We start from the raw sequence: 17,940 nt of genomic DNA, 5'->3' as shown, positions 1-17,940 counted from the left end.
CTGAGTGAGCTGCTGAAAAAAGGCATCATAATGCGTGAAGATGCGTTGATGAGCGCAAACGTCAGCGAATATATTAAATAGCTCATGGCTCATAGCTGATAGCGACTATGAGCTAAAAGGGGTGTAAATTGGTACGTGTTCGAAAAAGACTCGGTGAACTTCTTCTGGAGGCGAAAAAGTTAACTGATAAGGATCTTCTGAAGGCCCTTGCAGAGCAGAAGAAATATGGTGATAAGCTCGGAAAGGTTATTATCAAATTGGGGCTTCTCTCGGAAAAAGAGATCATTGATACCGTCAGCAGGCAGCTTGGTATCCCTATTATCAATCTTGATGAGATCGAGATCCCTGAAGACCTCGTAAAGCTCATCTCGCCGGACACAGCAAAAAACTCCATGCTCATCCCCGTAGACAGGGTTTTCAATGTCCTGAAGCTCGCCATGGTAGACCCCCTTGACATTGATGCGATGGATGATGTCTCGAGGTTTGCTAATATGGAAATAGACCCTGTTATCGTTACTGAAGGTGAGCTGAAGCGCGCCCTTGAGAAATACTACGGACTGAAAACCCTCGTCGAAGAAACCCTGGAAAGGATGAAAGAACAGGACGGGGTTACGCTGCTCAAGGAGGAAGAGGAGGAAGAAGATGAGCGTATCTCCGCTGAACTCATTGAAGAAGAACCGGTAGTAAAATTTGTAAACAGCCTGCTTTCGCAGGCCCTTGCAGACGGCGCAAGCGACATCCACATAGAACCTTCAAGAAAACAGATGAGGATCAGGATGAGGGTCGACGGCAGGCTGCGGGAGGTGCCTACACCTGAAAAGAGGCTATTCCTCCCCATCGTTTCGAGGATCAAGATCCTTGCGGGCATCGATATCGCAAGGACAAGGACACCCCAGGATGGAAGGTTTAACATCCGTGAAGCGACAAAGGAGGTCGGCGTCAGGGTATCCACATTCCCCACGATCCATGGCGAGAAGGTCGTTCTCAGGCTCCTCGACAAAAGCACCGCACTCTATGGGATCGATAACCTGGGGCTGCTCCTCGATGACAAGGAAAAGATAAAGAACGTCCTGAAAAGACCTTACGGGTTTATCCTCTCAACGGGACCGACCGGCAGCGGAAAATCGACAACGCTTTATGCGATCCTGAACCACATAAACTCACCGGAGAAGAATATCATCACCATCGAAGACCCTGTTGAGTATACACTCGACGGCCTTGCCCAGGCACAGGTCAACGTGAAGGCGGGTATGACCTTTGAGACCGGCTTGCGGTCTATCCTGAGGCAGGACCCTGATGTCATCATGGTCGGTGAGATCCGTGACGGGGAGACGGCAAACATTGCGATCCATTCCGCCCTTACAGGGCACCTTGTGCTGTCAACGCTTCACACCAATGATGCCGCGAGCGCCATTATGAGGCTTGTTGATATGGGTGTCGAACCCTTCCTCGTAACATCATCGGTGTCGTGTGTGATAGGACAGAGGTTACTGAGAAGGATATGTCCTGAATGTAAGGAGTCCTATTACCCTGCGCCTTCGGTCCACAAGACATTCCAGATCAAAGAAGACACCCTGCTGTATAGAGGTAAGGGCTGCCCGTCATGTAAATACAAAGGATATAAAGGCAGGACAGGCGTCTACGAGGTCCTTGTTATGGATGATGAATTGAGGGAGATGGTCATAGCAAAGGCGCCGAGCGAGGTCATCAAGAAAAGGGCGCACGAAAAAGGCATGAGGGTCATGCGGGATGACGCGATCATGAAGGTCCTCTTTGGTCTTACAACCCTTGAAGAGGCGCTCAACGTTGTACAGGAAGAGTAAACGGGTAATATATGGGAACGTTCACATACAGGGCGCGTGACGACAGGGGACTGCTGGTAACGGGGAGCATAGAGGCAGGAAGCCAGCGGGATGTCTATGCACAACTTGATGCCAGGGGACTTTTCCCCATCTCTGCAAAAGAGACAAAGACTGCCGGCTCATTTGCCATCGATGATTTTCTGTTGCGATTCCAGAAGGTCAAATATGATGACCTGATATTTTTCACGAGACAGCTCCAGACGATCATCAGGGCAGGCATACCCGTGGTTGCCGGTTTGAGGGCCCTCGAAGAGCAGACTACAAGCCCGAAACTGAAGGCAGCAATAAAGAAAGTAGCTCAGGACATAGACAGGGGACAGAGCCTTTCAGAGGCCCTTTCGCAACACAGGAGCATCTTTTCAGAACTCTATATCAGCATGGTCAGTGCAGGTGAGGCAGGCGGCGGCCTGGAAGAGGTGCTTGAAAGGCTTGCGGGCATCATCGAGTTTCAGATGAAGACAAAAGAGATGCTCAAATCTGCCATGCGTTACCCCATGTTTGTCGTTGGTACCCTTATCATTGCTTTTATCGTGCTCATAAAGATGGTGGTCCCGAAGTTTGTCCCTATTTTCAAGAGCGCGAAGGTTGCCCTCCCCCTTCCTACGCAGGTATTGCTCATTATAAATGATCTTGCCGAGAAATATACATTTTTTACCGTCGGCACCATTGTGCTCATCATCGTGCTTTTTATCCTCTATAAGAGAACGGCAGCCGGCGCAATGAACATCGACAGGATCAAGCTGCAGATACCCCTTATTGGCCAGATCATCCTGAAGATATGTATGGGCAGGTTTGCCTTTACCCTTGAGAACCTTGTAAGGGCAGGCATCCCCATTGTAAAGACCCTCGAGATCGTGTCCAGGACCGTGGGCAACAACTATATTGCCGCAAAGGTCATTGAGATCGGTCAGAACATAGAGAAAGGACGGGGCATCTCGAAGCCGCTAAAAGATGCAGGAATATTTCCACCTCTTGTGATACACCTCATCTCGACGGGCGAGGAGACAGGCGCCCTTGAAGAGATGCTGAGAGAGGTTTCTGTCCATTATGACAGGGAGGTTTCATACTCTGTTACAAGGTTGTCGGCATGGGTGGAGCCCATACTCACCGCAGGTCTTTCCGTTATGGTCTTGTTCCTTGCGCTCGCCATATTCATGCCGTGGTGGGACATGATGAGCGCACTGAGGGGTGGCGGTTGAAAGGTTTTTTCAAGGACCCCGGCAACCTCAAGTATAGTCTCAACACGATCGTTCCGCTTGTGGTCTTTCTTACAAGCCTCCTCTCTGTTGTCATAGGCGCAAACGTTCTTACGGCTGCACGGACGCATACGGCATGGATGTGGGTGGTCGTTGTCTGCCTTTTCTCCTCGTTCTGTGCATTTATCGTTGTCAGGGCCATGATCCAGCCCATCAGCGACCTGGTAAAACGGGCAGAGAAATTTGTAAAGTTCGAGGAATTAAGGAAAGAACGGGGACAGATGATAGAGGTGTATAACCTTATAGAGCGTTTGATGGAACATGTCAAAGGGGAGACCGATGAGGAAGATAAAGGGACGTTGATGGAGAGCATGGAGAGACTCGACTATATTATTCCCCTCGGATATATGTCCCTTATGGTTGCCCACGAGGTAAGGAACCCTCTTAATACGATAACAGGGATGAGCGAGCTTTTAAGACAGAAGTCAATGGACGAATCGCAGCAGGCATATCTTAACGCAATGCTTGAAGCGGCAAAAAAGATAGATAAATTTACCCATGACCTGCTCGATTTCACTGACAACGAACTTGTCAGGGAAGAGTTTGATCTGAACGATATTATTGAAGAGGCTTTGAGCGGTCTTTCATCTGAGTTGCAGGGTATTGAATGCCCGTTTGAAAAAAGAGATTCCTTCATGTGTGTTGCCGACAAAACAAAGATATTTCAGGTGGTCAGTAATATCCTCAGGAATGCAGCCGAGCATGAAAAGATTGGCGGCTTCATCGAAATATCTTCAGAAAAGAGCGACTCTTCTTTTCGCATTACCATACATAACAGACATTCCATAATCGCGAGAGAAGACCTTGATTCCATATTCAAACCGTTTTTTTCACGGAAAAAAGGCGGCCGGGGGCTGGGTCTTTTTATCAGCATGAGGAATATGCGCCTCCATAAGGGCACGATCGAAGTGGAGAGCGGCGACGAAGGAACAACGTTTACAATCGTCCTGCCTGTAGTAAAATTGGAAGAAGACGCCGTAAATAACGTGGTTAGGCTATGAGAGCCGTCAGGCGGAAGGCGTAAGTGGTTTAACCCCTCACGACTTACGACTCACGACTTACGGGTTTAATAATTATGAATACCAACAAGATCGTAATCATTGAAGACGACCCCGGTGTAAGGTTCTTTCTGGAAGAGGCCTTAAAAAATGAGGGCTATTCTGTCCTGTCTTTTATCGCCTACGAGGATGCTGCAGGTGCGATCAACAATGAAACGGACCTTGTCATTATGGATATCAGCCTGCCGGGCATGGACGGTCTGACCGCTACATCAGATCTCAAGAAGAACGTGAACGTGCCGATCCTGATCATTACAGCTTATGGGACAAAAAAGAATGCCCTCGATGCCATCAAACGGGGCGCGACGGATTTTTTTGTGAAACCTATCCTGCTCGATGAACTGAAGATAATGGTCAAGAGGGTTCTCGGCACCAGGAAATTAAAAAAAGAGATGGAGGTTTTGAGAGAAAAAGAGCTCGCGAAAGATATGGTCCATGGCGTCGTCGGAAGGTCCCAGCAGATGAGAGATATCTTTAAAGATGTAGAAAAGATTGCAGCTACAGAGTTGACCGTTCTCATTACCGGGGAGACAGGAGTCGGCAAAGAAGAGGTTGCAAAACTCATTCATGGATTTTCTCAAAGGAAAGGCAGCTTTGTTGTGGTTAACTGTGCCTCCATACCTGACAGCCTCCTCGAGAGCGAATTGTTCGGGTATGAGAAAGGTGCTTTTACCGGCGCCCACCAGCAGAAACAGGGTAAGTTTGAGGCTGCGGACAATGGAACGATCGTGCTCGACGAAATAGGGGAGATGACCTCATACCTCCAGGCAAAGATATTAAGGGCAGTAGAAAAAAGGGAGATCGAGCATCTTGGTTCAACGAAAACGAATAAAGTTGACGTGAGGGTCATCTCGACAACAAACCGCATCCTCGAAAACGAGACAAAGAACGGCAAATTCAGGGAAGACCTCTACTTCCGCCTGTCACAGATGCAAATACATGTTCCGCCATTACGCGAAAGGAAAGAGGACATCAATGCCATCATTGAGTATATCCTGCTGGAATTTGAAAAGGAATCCGATAGGATCATCAATATTGCTGAAGATGCACATGAAGTGATGGTTCAGTATAGCTGGCCCGGAAACGTGAGAGAACTAATAAGCGTTATCAGAAGGGCCGCTGTCATGTGTGACGGCGACACAGTTACTATTGATGATTTGCCCCTCTATCTCAGGGGTGGGTATCAACTGGCAGGTCAGCCTTATTCAGACATAACACTGGATGAGGCGATCTCAGAGCTTGAGAAAAAGATGATCGCAGAGGCCCTTAAAAAATCCCAGGGCTCACAGACTCAGGCTGCAAAGCTTCTCGGCATCTCAGAGCGGAGCATGTGGTACAGGGTGAAGAAGTACGAGATAGATACCAGCTCATAAAATGACCGTACATCGTAGTTCGTATATCGTATATCGAAATTCTAAAGAAACCTTCGGCAGGCGTAAGGGGACTCCGGCAAAGCGCAAAGCTTTTGGTAAATTGAAATCCTAAATCCGAATATCGAAGCACTAAGCAAATCCAAATGTTCTAGATTCAAAACTTTTGAACAAAACAACCATGTCATCGCGAGGAGCGAAGCGATGTGGCGACCTCTTTTGCATCATCATTAATTGTAGCTTACCTACAAAAATTGTAGCTTTTTGAGCACCCCAGCCCGTTGAGGATACAAGAAAAACGCAATGATTTTAAATAAATACACACGAGTTTATACTATATATGCCAACCGGCAACTCCATGTTCTCCATATGTTGTGTCTTTTCCTGCTCCCTGACCCCTGCTCCCTGACCCCTGCTACATTGGTATGATAATTGCATCTATTATATAAAATACTATGATTACTACATATTATAAACGTTTCACCAGGAGGATTAACATGAAAGCATTAAGGAACCAGAGAGGTTTCACCCTCATCGAACTGATCATCGTCATCATCATCATCGGCATCCTCGCGGCTGTTGCTGTCCCCAAGTATATGGAGATCAAAGAACAGGCCGGCGACGCAGCGGCACAGGGCGTCCTCGGAGCTTTAAGGGGAGCAAACAGTATACTTTTTGCCCAGGCGAACTTGCAGAACTGGTTTGTTCCAGTTACTCAGGGGGGATTGGGAAGTGTATATACAATGGGTGATATTGTAGCAACCGCAAATATCCAGGGTATTAATTACACAGGAAATGTTGGAGCTAATACAATTTCTTTCTTAATAACTGGTGCAGGTGTCTACACTTTTGGTTTGACTGCTCCTACCACTACCAACGCCGGACAACTTTATTGCGGCGCAAACAGTGCACGAGGCGGTGCTGTTGATTGTACAAAGTGGTAATAGGACCAAATAATTCCTGAGATCTTTGAGAGGGGGCCAATGAAGGCTCCCTCTTCATATAATGTTTATAATCCTTATATTCTTTTTTCTCGTTCTCCTCTATTTTAACCCGATTCTATCTGCATCGAATGTTTTTGTTGAAAGGGACCTAGCCCCTTTTTTTATACCGCCTAAATACCTATGGGTAACATTGGTTAGATCTTTTGAAGCACCTTTCTGGAATCCATACAATTATTCAGGTATCCCACTTCTTGCCACGCTTCAACCTGGAATCTTTTACCCCCCTCACATGTTTTATCTGTTCCTGCCGTTCAATATTGTCTGGAATTGGATCATCATCCTTCATTTTGTTTTTGCAGGTTTTACGACATACCTTTTTCTTAGATATGTAAAGGCTTCAGAAACTGCATCGTTTGTAGGTGGCGGTATCTTTATGCTCTCCGGATATATGCTATCAGTTCATAACCTTCTCCCCCATCTCCTGGCTATACCATGGTTTCCACTTGTCATCATGTCATTTCTCAAATATTTTCAAGTTAAACAGAAAAAATATCTTGTTTATACATCAGTGTTTCTGTCTATGGAATTCTTTGCCGGAGCACCAGAGATTGTCATGATGACCGTGCTGGTATTATTTGTCCTCCTGTTTTTTCTTGATTCCTTTTCGGCCGCCATTGCAAATCCCTTGATTTCATCAACGCGAGAAGTAAAAGGGGTGTGGCTTAGTGTCATTGCGAGAATTTCATCTTGTTATTGTGTCATCGCGAGGAGCGTGGGCGACGTGGCGATCTACGGGTATGATCTATTAATGAGATTGCCGCGCTTCGCTCGCAATGACAACCCACCACTCCCGCTGAAGCGGGATCGCAATGACAGAACACTTCACTTCACTTGTGATGAAAACAAAAGAGAGAATACTGACGATCAGGATAATACAGGACATGATAATCCTGTTTTAGAGACTTATCCGTCCGGCGAACCATCAACGGAAATAACATTGCGACAGATCATTCTTCGTTTCAGAGCCATACTCATAGTGATAATTCTGTTCCTCCTTATCACTGCAGTACAGTTACTTCCTTTTCTGGAACTTAAATCGCAAAGCATCAGAAGCAGTGGACTTACCTATTTCGAGGCAACCACATGGTCTTTCGCGTGGAAGGATTTCATTCAATTCTTTCTCCCCGATGCATTTGGTTATTTTAAGACTACAGAAAGATACTGGTCTAATCAATCATGGTTAAAAACTGTTTATCTTGGGATCATTCCTTTTGTTTTGTCTATCTTTTTCTTTGTCAGCAAGGACAGGAAGCGGTGGATTTTCCTGCTGCTCATGGTTATTTCATTTATTTTTGCACTTGGAGGTAATACTCCCATCTATCATCTCCTGCACAAAATACCACCATTTAACAGCATACGGTATCCGGTAAAATTTCTCTTTTTATTCTTCTTTATAATTTCAATAACCTCGGGGATAGGCCTTGACAGATTGATCGAAGGCGTGAAAAACAAGAGTGTTTTAACAAAAAAGATTGTTCAGATCGTTTTCTATTCAGGTTTTATCTTTGCTGTTTTCTGGGGTTATCTCTATCTTTTCGATGCTGATGTTTATATTTTTCTCGATAAGAATGGTTTTAAACCGTCGGCGTATAATGATATATGGTTCAACCTGCACAATGCAAAGCGATTCTTGTTATTTGCTTTTTTGTTTTGCGTGATGCTTTTGGTTTATTTAAGGATAAAAAACAAAAAGATTGTTCTTTATACTTTGGTTTTTTTAATTATAATAGATTTGTTCCTTGCCAGTTATGGTTTTTATCGATTTATGCAATGGAATCAATATATTGCTAAACGAGGATTTGAAGATGTTCTTTCGAAAAATGTTGAAACGGAGCGATATTTTGTTACTAAAAAAACAGCTAAAGATTTTGAATCCTTTCCGTTAGATAGGGCAGTTATGAGTTCTGCTTATGCTCCGCTTTTTGGCTTATATACAATTGAAGGATCTGAAGTCATGCGGATATTCTATCATGATATTTTTTTACAGATACTGAATAGTACTCCTTCGATCTCGGATGCCAAGAGGTTTTTTGACATGAGCGGCGTGCGCTACGCGATTACCTCTTATAAGGTGAACGATGATGATCTGAAGTTGGTAAAAAGCATTGATATTGGAGACAAGACCGCATATCTCTATGAATATACCGGGTATCCCGGAAGGTTCCTGCTCTTTTCAAAGGTCAGTTTTGTCAAAGATGATAAGACGGTTATTGAGAGGTTGCAATCCAATACGTTTGATCCAGGGAAAGAATTGATCCTTGTCGGGGACAGGAAAGACACAAATGAAATCAAAGACCTGCATGGAAAGGTAAAACTTCTCTCCTATAAGGCAAATAGATTTGATCTGGAATACGAAGCGGCCAGCGACGCCTTTCTCTATGTCAGCGACACTTACTACCCGGGCTGGCGGGCGTATGTGGATGGGAAAGAGACGAAGATCTACAGGGCGGATCTCGCCTTCCGGGCCATAGAAGTGCCGAAAGGAAAACATACCGTAGTATTTAAATATGTGCCCATGTCCTTCTATATCGGGCTCGTACTGACGATCATGGGAATATTACTGTGCATATGGTTGTGGAGGAGGGATAAGGCAGCAGAGAGCAAAGAGCTGAGAGCGGGGAGTGAGAACGGGAGCGTAAAAAGTGAAAGGTAATAGGTGATAGGTGATAGGTTAAAGGTGATAGGTATCGGGTGATAGGTCATTGCGATCCCGCATAAGGAGGGAGCGGCGTTTTGTCATTGCGAGCGAAGCGCGGCAATCTCATTAATAGATTATACCCCTGAGATCGCCACGTCGCTTCGCTCCTCGCGATGACGATAAAAAGTGTGGCTCCTCCTAAGAAACTTGCCCGGTCTCATGTACCAAAAACAAGTTTTTTTCTTGATAACACCCATTAGTATGGGGGTAAGATGCTCGCGATGACAAAAAGGAATGGAGAAAGGTGGTTGACAAGAATGGTAATTGGTTATACAATAATGATAATCGTTTAACATAATGGCCAGGAGGTTAAACATATGTATACCCTGAAGACATTGTCCAAAGGTCAGATCGTGATACCTGCGGAGATACGAAAAAAATATAAAATAGAACCTGGCAAGGAGATCCTGCTTATAGAATACGGGGGAATCCTATACCTTGTCCCGCCCGTAAAAGATGTGATAGGGTCGGCATGTGGGATCCTTCCCTCAAAACCTTCCCTATCGGATATCCTTTTGAAAGAGCGAAAAGGTGAGTTCGCGGTATGAAGAACAGACCCTTTATATTTGACAGCCACGCGCTTTTGAAATTATTTCAGCGGGAAAAGAGGTTCGAAAAGATAGCAAAGCTTCTTGAGGATATACGAAAGAAAGAAATTACAAGGTTTATTAATGCCATAAACGTCGGAGAGATAATCTATATTACCAAGCGAGAATTTGGTGATCAGAAAAAGATAGAAGTCCTTGCCAATATTGAAAGGATGGGGTTCATTATTTTGTCTGTGCCGGACACCTTGATATTTCAGGCTGCCGAATATAAGGCAACTTACAGCATTTCTTATGCCGATTGCTTTGTCCTTGCCTCTGCCGTTGAACATCAGGCGACGATAGTCACCGGCGACCCGGAATTTAAGAAAGCAGGTGATCTCGTAGATATTTATTGGATATGAAAAGTATATGGCAAATATTAAATCCGAATATCTAAGCACTAAACAAATTCAAATATTCAAATGTTCAAAATTCAAAACAGTTAAACAAAATAACCGTGTCATTGCGATCCCGCCTATGCGGGAGCGGCGTTTTGTCATTGCGAGCGAAGCGCGGCAATCTCATTCAACAGATCGCCACGTCGCTACGCTCCTCGCGATGACAACAGGAAGGGATGCTCCTCGCGATGACAACAGGAAGGGATGCTCCTCGCGATGACAACAGGAAGGGATGCTCCTCGCGATGACAATAAGAGGAGAAAAAACCTCGTGCCGATAATAAGGGATGGATTCCTCGCCATGACAACACGTTTGGAACATTTGATATTTGAATTTGGATATTGTTTAGTATTTCGATATTAGGATTTCGTGCTTAAAAAGAGGTTATCTATGCCTGAAATTAATGTTACCCGCGGCTACGGTCTCCTGGAGACCTTCCTGGCAAAGAAGCGCGCCGGAATGGCGAATAGCCTGATTTCCCCACAGCTTCGTACAGGGAGGATCCTTGACATCGGCTGCGGAACGACACCGTATTTCCTTCTCAATACGTCATTTGCCGGGAGATACGGGCTTGATAAAGTGACGCAAAGCGGCGAGAAAACCATCGCCAGTGGCGACAGCATCGTCCTTGCAAACTTTGACATTGAAAGAGAAGAAAAGATACCTTTCGAAGATGATTATTTCAATGTTGTAACAATGCTTGCAGTATTCGAGCATATCCTGCCTGAACGCCTTCCTGCTGTTGTAAAAGAGATCCACCGTATCTTAAGACCGGGCGGCATGTATATACTGACCACTCCGGCATGGTGGACCGACAGGCTTCTGCGGTTCATGGCACGTCTGAGGCTCGTTAGCCCTGCTGAGATCGAAGAACACAAGGACAGGTACGCTCCCCGGAAGATTTCTTCCATACTGCAGCAAGGTGGGTTCACCGCGGAAAACATACGAACAGGGTATTTTGAAATAGGGATGAACATATGGGCAACAGCTGTAAAAACAACACCCAATCACCAATAACCAAGCTCCAATTAATAACCAATATCCAATAACCAAACAAAGGCCTTCCGGTATCACCTCTCGTTTGGATATTCGGTCATTGGGTATTGGTTATTAATTGGTGATTGGGTGTTTGATTATTGGTTATTCCATTATTGGGACGGATTAAAAAAGCTTGACACTTCATATGCTTAAAGGTATAAATGGTTTAAATTGTCAATGTTTTTAAAGGGGTTCAGGGGTTTTATTGAGTGGGCAGGTAATAGTAAGCTTCGAAAATGAGATCATAAAAGTTATCCATGCAAACATCAGGCATGGCAATCTTTCCGTAGATAAGTCATTCAGTTTTTCCAGCGAAGAATTTGACCACTACCTTGCGACCACGACAGATAACGAATTTGTTGTAATCAATGATTTCCATGAGATGTATCAGGACATCATGCCGCTCCCGCCGGCGAAAGAAAAATATATTCGTTCTCTTGTCGACATCGAGATTAAGAAAAGGATTACTGATTGGAAGGATACCTCTTTTTTCTACATCACAGTCAGGCAGACACAGCGTGAAGGGAAATGGTTAAAGGATATATTTTTCTTTGTAGTCAATAATGACGATATAAATAATTTGATCTTACGGTTTAGTAAGCACGACAAGATCATCACGCACCTCTATCCGGACGTTCTCGTCCTCGCAAACATAATAGAGGTCGACGATGTGGAACCTGACCAACCACTGCTCGGCGTCATTGATTTAGTCACTCACAAGACAATGTTCCTGGTGAAGGACAAGAAGCTCCTTTTCGTGAGGGTTGCCCAGTCAGATCGGAAAGGTTTGAACACTACCGATATCGAGAGTATTAACATGACGATCGCCCATTGCCGGCAGACGCTTCGCGTGAATCCGGCCCGTGTTGTCTTTCGGGACAAACCAGACGCCCGCGAGTCCGCGGTCAATCCTATTGTCCCTGAAGCGACCATGAAGTACCCGTCGAATGTTACCGCTTTCAAAGAAACAATAGAGGAATATATTGTCCCCATAGCGGCTGCCCTGCACGAAAAGACGCTCTCCTCCTGCGATATGCTGCCGGAAGGTTATCGCGGCATTTTTACACAGAGGAAGATCCTTGTCTACGCCACGATCTTTTTGCTGGTCTTCTCTTTGATAGGCATGGGCTATATCGGCTTGAAGCTCTATGATATATCACTGACGTCAAGGGAAATCAATATCTTGCGACAGGGCATGGGGGTGAGGCAGCCCATCATTGGTGACTTTACGAGCACCTCGAAGGAACTGCAGAAATTAATGGCGCCAATTACCTTTATGAACCAGATTAATACGTCTCCCGATATACAGAAGGTACTTATTTCATTGCAGGTCCTTAATATGAAGGGGGTGAACATCGGGACTATTGCTGTCAGCAATAGCAAGGAGGCCTGCCTGATATCCATCGAAGGCAATATAAGGGCACAGACCTTTACGGATCTCCAATTGAGTTATCAAAATATTCTCGATGGGCTCAAGAAGATAAAGGAATTCGAAACCGCGTCACAATCACTTGATCTTACAATGCATAATTTTAAAATAGGGCTGAAATGGAAAACCCAATAAAAATAATACCGGTAACAGATAAGAAATTAAAAAGGCTGTTTGCCTACTATTTGTATGCAGCCGCTGTTTTCATTATCATTCTATTGCTCTGCCTTATTGCAGGCAAGTACTCGAGATCGCTGGACGGGACACTGAACAGCCTTGCCAAACTGAGAAGCAGCCTCATAAGGATAAGGGATTTTACCGCCGACATGAAAAAGACAATTGCGGCATCGAACAGCGTTATTCCATCATATTACTTCGTTGATACACCTGAAAAATCTTTGTTGATGAGCCTCGACACCCTGAAAACTACTATGCCGAATACAGAAATAATTGTGTCCGGGTTTGTCACGAAGGAAGGCGAAATGAGTCTGCCGGTAACGATCAGGGGATTCATTAGTGATTACTCAACATTTATCAATAATATTGGTAGATTGCAATCAATGAAGTTCCCTTTCTTCAGCATACAAAACCTTGTCATGAAAAAAACAGCCATTACAGCGTCCGAAAAAAAGAGTGAAAAACAGAGTGTCGCTTATGAAATTATCGGAGAGTTGAGGTTGCCAAAAGAAACGCAGACGGCAGAGGTTTCTCCGCCACCCGGAAGGCTTCCTGCCAGAAAACCGGTGGGCGGGTAGGCATGGGAACGTTTAAAGATATCATTCGTCTTATAGTTGTTACAGTCGTTGTCATTATTATGGTAATATTTGGGATGTCCATGTTGAACATAAAACCTTCACTGTTGCCGCATGAAATGCAGTTGGTGCAATTTAATTATGAAAAGGTCGGGATAATCGAGAGAACCCCCACCGTAGTAACTGGTGCAAGCAGCCCCTTTTCCGGGGCAGAAGACGCTCAAAAGGATTTCCCCCCCGTGGACCTTGCAAAACTTGCTCCGCCGGGAGCGGAAAAAGACGAGGGCAAAGGAGTTTCCATGGTTCTCATTAAAGACCGCATGAAGATCGCTATTGTGGATGGAGTGGTCGTAAAGGAAGGTGACAAATTTAAAAATGGCCTGATTAAAAAGATTGACAAAAATGGTATATTGCTTAGAGATAATGAGGGGGAGCGATGGTTAACAATAAGATAACAAAGGTTGGGATTTTTGTATGTTTTTGTATATGTTGTGCCCTCTTGTCATGCGGCCTGTCGAAACCGGGCATCAAACGGGAAGTAAAAATCCCCGAAGAATTCAAACAGACCAGGGTGGAGAAACCGTCACCAATGCCCCCAAAAACGCCTGAGTTTGTTCCTGTAGCCGAAGACATCTCCCCCCTGAAAACGAGGATTGTTGATATCGCAGCAAGAAAGACACCCCTCAGGGACGTTCTCCATGTTATTGCAGAAGCAACGAGTCTCAATCTCGTCATGGAAAAAGGTGTTGATCCTGAAACGGAGGTGAACCTCACCCTCAAGAACGTAACTGCTGAAAGCGCTCTGAACACGATCTTTGCGGCTGTTGACTATTTTTATAAGGTTGAAGAGAATCTCCTTATCGTGAAGGCTGTCGATACGAGGATGTTCGAGCTTGGTCACCCTGCCATGACCCAGGCCTATGGAGTTGATGTAGGAGGAGATATATTCGGTGGTGCTATGAATATAGCCCCTGGAGGCAGCAGCGGTGGAGGAGGTGGCGGCGGCAGCGCATCTATCAAGGGTAGTGTAACACAAAATATTAAAAGCGACGATACAGCCTTTAAATTCTGGGATGCAATAGAAAAATCTATCGATAGCATACTGGGGGCACAGACAGGTGGGGCAGGTGCGGGGGGAGCCACAACAGGGGTTCAGCAGGGCTATACCGTCAACAGGCTTACCGGTATGGTTTATGTAACTGCGTCGAAGAAAAACCTTCAGAGGGTTGAAAACTTTATAAAGTCAGTAAAGAAGACTATCGGCAGGCAGGTTATGATCGAAGCAAGGATAATAGAGGTTACCCTCTCCGATGTGTTCCAGTTCGGTATTGACTGGACATTGGTAGACCGGTTCATGACGAGTGCAGGGAGGACTACAAGCAGCTTTACCTTCGGTACAACACGGTTTAATACTGTAGTGCCTAACACGGGTCCTGTTTTTGCAATCACCGGTGCACCGAGCTTCGGGGGTGCTAAAGGAGATTTAAATTTTACAGTACAAGCCCTGGAAGAACAGGGGGAGGTCAGAACACTTTCAAACCCGAAAATAAACATTATGAACGGACAGACAGCACTTCTGACTGTAGGGAGAAATGAGGCATACATCTCAAAGGTTGAATCGACGACTACTGCCGGGGCCGGAACACCGGTTACAACATTTACCGTTGATACGAACAGCGTACTCTCAGGCATCCTCATCGGCATCCTTCCATATATCAACGAAAGCGGGGAGATATCCCTCACGGTAACACCCATTGTATCAGACCTCGTGAAATTTACCCCGAAGAACATAGGAAGCCCGACGGTTGTTGAGTTGTCATTGCCGACCGTTGACCTGCGGCAACTGAGCACCACCGTGAAAGTGAGACATGGAGACGTCATCGTTATCGGAGGGCTGATACAACAAAAGGAGTCGCTGACCGATGACCAGATTCCTTTCCTTGGCAATATCCCGCTTCTCGGGTATCTGTTCAAAAGCCGCAATAAGCTGGAACGCAGGGTTGAGCTTGTTATAGTACTGCAGCCAGTACTGGTGAATATGTAGATCGTAGCAACGGCAAAAAAGAGTATGCAGTACGCAGTAAAAGATTTCCGTGCTTACTCCCTACTGCTTACCGTCTTTGATCTTGCTATGTAAGGAGGGGTTTTAATATGGCGGCACCTGTTAAGATAGGCGATATCCTCAAGGCGCGAGGATTAATTACCGACAAAAAACTCGATATCGCCCTTATTCAGAGCAAGATTACCGGGGACCTCCTGGGAGATGTTCTTGTCAAGCTTGGATTTTTATCGGCAAAAGAGAGGGGGCAGATCCTTGCCGAACAGTCGGGTATAGAGTTTGTAGATCTTGATGAGTTTGTCATTTCAGAGGAGGCCTTACGGCTTGTTCCGAAAGATGTCGCGGAAAAGAATCAGTTCATCCCCCTTGACCTGGAAGATGGGAAAGTGAGTATCGGGATTACAGAACCAGGTAATATAAAGGCTATCGATACAGTAACGCGTATCACAAAAAAACAGGCAAAGATCTATATTGTTGACCGCGACGCTTACAACGATGCCATGGAAAAGGCCTATTATTTCCTTGAGAATCCCATCTATCAGCAGATGGAAAAGATTGTTCAGGCTGTTCTGACGACAGGTTCCCCGACAGGCAACGACGTCGTATCAATGACGGATATGCTGATCGTGGAAGGGATACAGAACAATGCTACCGATATCCATTTTGCGCCAACTGCTGACGTGACGCAGGTTTTTTACCGTATCGACGGTGTTCTGCAATTCGGACACTGCCTGCCCAAAACGATTCACATTGGCGTTGTGTCAAGGATAAAGATCCTCTCACATTTAGACATAGCAGAGACGAGATTGCCGCAGGACGGAGCCTTTACATTCGTCTTCCTGAATAAGGGGTACGATATCCGTGTATCCACGATCCCTACCATCTATGGAGAAAATGTCGTTATGAGGGTTCTGTCCGGGAAGGGGACCCTGCTTCGGATGGAGACTCTTGGATTCGATCCTGAAGATACCGAAAATATCAGGTCGCTGTTTCAAAAACCATTTGGCGTTATCCTTATCACCGGACCAACGGGCAGCGGGAAGACAACAACACTCTACTCTGCATTGCGGGAAGTGAATATCCTTGAAAGGAACGTGCTGACCGTCGAGGATCCTGTTGAGTATAAGCTCAGCTTCATACGGCAGACACAGGTGCTCGAACGGGCAGGATACGACTTTGCCCTTGCAGGGAGAAATTTCATGAGGCAGGACCCCGACGTGATCCTTCTCGGTGAGATAAGGGATGAAGAGACAGCGAAGATCGCGATCAGGGCGTCCATCACCGGCCACCTTGTCATCACAACGCTTCACACGAACGATGCAGTAACATCGATACCGAGGCTCATTGACCTCAACGTGGACAAGTACCTCATGTCCTCGTCGCTGCTTGCCATTGTTGCGCAGAGGTTGGTAAGAAAGATATGCAGCTTCTGCAAGGTCGAGTATACATTGGACGATCACGAGGTTGCAACACTCCGGGAGCATGGTATCACCGCAACAAAAGGATTTAAAGGTACAGGCTGCGGCAAGTGCAATAATACAGGATATGCGGGCAGGACCGTCATCGGTGAAATACTTGTTATAGATGACGAGATCAAACAAATGATCTACGAAGGTGCTTCAGCACCTGCAATTAAAGAGAAGGCGATCCAGAAAGGAATGAGGCCGTTAAAGAATCATGCGCTCCGAAAGGTTGTTGAGGGTATTACGACGGTGGAAGAAGTGTTGAGGGTAGCAGGATAAAAAGTGGTTCTGTCATTGTGAGCCCGCAGGGTGCGGCGCATTGTCATTGCGAGCGTAGCGCGGCAATCTCACTAATAGATCATACCCTTAGATCGCCACGTCGCTTTGCTCCTCGCGATGACAACGTTTTTTGAGTTTGATATTGTTCCGAGATGCGAACTGCGATATACGATTCGCTATGAGCTAAATCATGAGTACATTTTCATATAAAGCAATTGACCAGAACGGTGCTTTGAAGAGCGGTACTACTGATGCAGATGCTATAGAAACGGTCTATGGCGATCTTGCTTCCCGCGGGTTGAATGTACTGGATGTTGTAAAGGCAAGCCGGCTTACCTCGGGTATTATCAGAAACCTTTCTTTCTGGAGGGTCAAAAGGAGCGAGATTACAGAGTTTGCCTCGAATCTTTCTGTGATCATGAAGGCAGGTATCCCCATCCTTGATGCCCTTGACGATATCAGTCACACGTTAGACAACAAATACCTTAAGAAGGTTGTAGATGATATACGGGAAAGGATCCAGTCCGGTACGAGTTTTTCCAATGCTCTTGGCCAGCATCCGGGAGTATTTCCGGATATCTTTATCCGGCTTGCGACTATTGGTGAAGAAACAGGACGGCTTGAGGGGAGTATCGCAGAGGTAGCGGAACATTTGCAAAAGATGGAAGATCTGGCCGCTATGGTAAA

At 45.6% G+C, this 17,940-nt stretch carries 15 protein-coding genes; all 15 read left to right on the top strand.

Going from position 1 to position 17,940, the window contains the following annotated elements:
• The first annotated feature begins 128 nt into the window (after window positions 1-128).
• On the top strand, window positions 129-1,823 hold the full coding sequence (locus PHU49_05760) for an ATPase, T2SS/T4P/T4SS family (GenBank protein MDD5243504.1): 1,695 nt from the start codon (window positions 129-131) through the stop codon (window positions 1,821-1,823).
• Window positions 1,824-1,834: 11 nt separating this feature from the next.
• The gene (locus PHU49_05755; GenBank protein MDD5243503.1) at window positions 1,835-3,061 is read left to right on the top strand and encodes a type II secretion system F family protein; all 1,227 of its coding nucleotides are present in this window, start codon (window positions 1,835-1,837) and stop codon (window positions 3,059-3,061) included.
• Entirely contained in the window at window positions 3,058-4,119 is a 1,062-nt protein-coding gene (locus tag PHU49_05750; protein MDD5243502.1) for a HAMP domain-containing sensor histidine kinase, read from the top strand. The genes PHU49_05755 and PHU49_05750 overlap by 4 nt, the downstream gene beginning before the upstream one ends.
• A 74-nt stretch (window positions 4,120-4,193) precedes the next feature.
• Window positions 4,194-5,549 (top strand): sigma-54 dependent transcriptional regulator, encoded by a 1,356-nt coding sequence (locus PHU49_05745; protein MDD5243501.1) that lies wholly within the window; start codon window positions 4,194-4,196, stop codon window positions 5,547-5,549.
• 494 nt (window positions 5,550-6,043) lie between these two features.
• Complete coding sequence (locus PHU49_05740; protein MDD5243500.1) at window positions 6,044-6,490, top strand: prepilin-type N-terminal cleavage/methylation domain-containing protein; 447 nt, start codon at window positions 6,044-6,046, stop codon at window positions 6,488-6,490.
• A gap of 613 nt (window positions 6,491-7,103) precedes the next feature.
• Window positions 7,104-9,203, top strand: a complete 2,100-nt coding sequence (locus PHU49_05735; protein MDD5243499.1) for a YfhO family protein — start codon at window positions 7,104-7,106, stop codon at window positions 9,201-9,203.
• A gap of 362 nt (window positions 9,204-9,565) precedes the next feature.
• Window positions 9,566-9,796, top strand: a complete 231-nt coding sequence (locus tag PHU49_05730) for an AbrB/MazE/SpoVT family DNA-binding domain-containing protein (GenBank protein MDD5243498.1) — start codon at window positions 9,566-9,568, stop codon at window positions 9,794-9,796.
• On the top strand, window positions 9,793-10,197 hold the full coding sequence (locus tag PHU49_05725) for a type II toxin-antitoxin system VapC family toxin (protein MDD5243497.1): 405 nt from the start codon (window positions 9,793-9,795) through the stop codon (window positions 10,195-10,197). The genes PHU49_05730 and PHU49_05725 overlap by 4 nt, the downstream gene beginning before the upstream one ends.
• Window positions 10,198-10,623: 426 nt before the next feature.
• A complete protein-coding gene (locus PHU49_05720; protein ID MDD5243496.1) occupies window positions 10,624-11,250 on the top strand; it encodes a methyltransferase domain-containing protein in 627 nt (208 codons plus the stop codon).
• A gap of 226 nt (window positions 11,251-11,476) precedes the next feature.
• Window positions 11,477-12,835, top strand: coding sequence for a hypothetical protein (locus tag PHU49_05715; GenBank protein ID MDD5243495.1), 1,359 nt, complete (start codon window positions 11,477-11,479; stop codon window positions 12,833-12,835).
• On the top strand, window positions 12,820-13,455 hold the full coding sequence (locus PHU49_05710) for a hypothetical protein (protein MDD5243494.1): 636 nt from the start codon (window positions 12,820-12,822) through the stop codon (window positions 13,453-13,455). Before PHU49_05715 ends, PHU49_05710 begins: the two co-directional genes overlap by 16 nt.
• Before the next feature lie 2 nt (window positions 13,456-13,457).
• The gene (locus tag PHU49_05705; GenBank protein MDD5243493.1) at window positions 13,458-13,907 is read left to right on the top strand and encodes a hypothetical protein; all 450 of its coding nucleotides are present in this window, start codon (window positions 13,458-13,460) and stop codon (window positions 13,905-13,907) included.
• The gene (mshL, locus tag PHU49_05700) at window positions 13,889-15,496 is read left to right on the top strand and encodes a pilus (MSHA type) biogenesis protein MshL (GenBank protein MDD5243492.1); all 1,608 of its coding nucleotides are present in this window, start codon (window positions 13,889-13,891) and stop codon (window positions 15,494-15,496) included. The genes PHU49_05705 and mshL overlap by 19 nt, the downstream gene beginning before the upstream one ends.
• Window positions 15,497-15,603: 107 nt before the next feature.
• Window positions 15,604-17,253: an ATPase, T2SS/T4P/T4SS family gene (locus tag PHU49_05695; GenBank protein ID MDD5243491.1), complete on the top strand. Its 1,650-nt coding sequence runs from the start codon at window positions 15,604-15,606 to the stop codon at window positions 17,251-17,253.
• Window positions 17,254-17,443: 190 nt separating this feature from the next.
• A partial coding sequence (locus tag PHU49_05690; GenBank protein MDD5243490.1) for a type II secretion system F family protein occupies window positions 17,444-17,940 on the top strand: 497 nt, incomplete at its 3' end.

It is taken from the genome of Syntrophorhabdaceae bacterium (assembly GCA_028713955.1).
Taxonomy (GTDB): Bacteria; Desulfobacterota; Syntrophorhabdia; order Syntrophorhabdales; family Syntrophorhabdaceae; genus UBA5609.
This window is presented reverse-complemented; position numbering and strand designations above follow the sequence as displayed.

Excerpts from the sequence above, each read along its gene's own strand:
- mshL (MDD5243492.1), top strand. The coding sequence starts at position 13,889 with ATGGTTAACAATAAGATAACAAAGGTTGGGATTTTTGTATGTTTTTGT.
- PHU49_05735 (MDD5243499.1), top strand. The coding sequence starts at position 7,104 with ATGATGACCGTGCTGGTATTATTTGTCCTCCTGTTTTTTCTTGATTCC.
- PHU49_05755 (MDD5243503.1), top strand. The coding sequence starts at position 1,835 with ATGGGAACGTTCACATACAGGGCGCGTGACGACAGGGGACTGCTGGTA.
- PHU49_05705 (MDD5243493.1), top strand. The coding sequence starts at position 13,458 with ATGGGAACGTTTAAAGATATCATTCGTCTTATAGTTGTTACAGTCGTT.
- PHU49_05745 (MDD5243501.1), top strand. The coding sequence starts at position 4,194 with ATGAATACCAACAAGATCGTAATCATTGAAGACGACCCCGGTGTAAGG.
- PHU49_05720 (MDD5243496.1), top strand. The coding sequence starts at position 10,624 with ATGCCTGAAATTAATGTTACCCGCGGCTACGGTCTCCTGGAGACCTTC.
- PHU49_05730 (MDD5243498.1), top strand. The coding sequence starts at position 9,566 with ATGTATACCCTGAAGACATTGTCCAAAGGTCAGATCGTGATACCTGCG.
- PHU49_05725 (MDD5243497.1), top strand. The coding sequence starts at position 9,793 with ATGAAGAACAGACCCTTTATATTTGACAGCCACGCGCTTTTGAAATTA.
- PHU49_05695 (MDD5243491.1), top strand. The coding sequence starts at position 15,604 with ATGGCGGCACCTGTTAAGATAGGCGATATCCTCAAGGCGCGAGGATTA.
- PHU49_05710 (MDD5243494.1), top strand. The coding sequence starts at position 12,820 with ATGGAAAACCCAATAAAAATAATACCGGTAACAGATAAGAAATTAAAA.
- PHU49_05740 (MDD5243500.1), top strand. The coding sequence starts at position 6,044 with ATGAAAGCATTAAGGAACCAGAGAGGTTTCACCCTCATCGAACTGATC.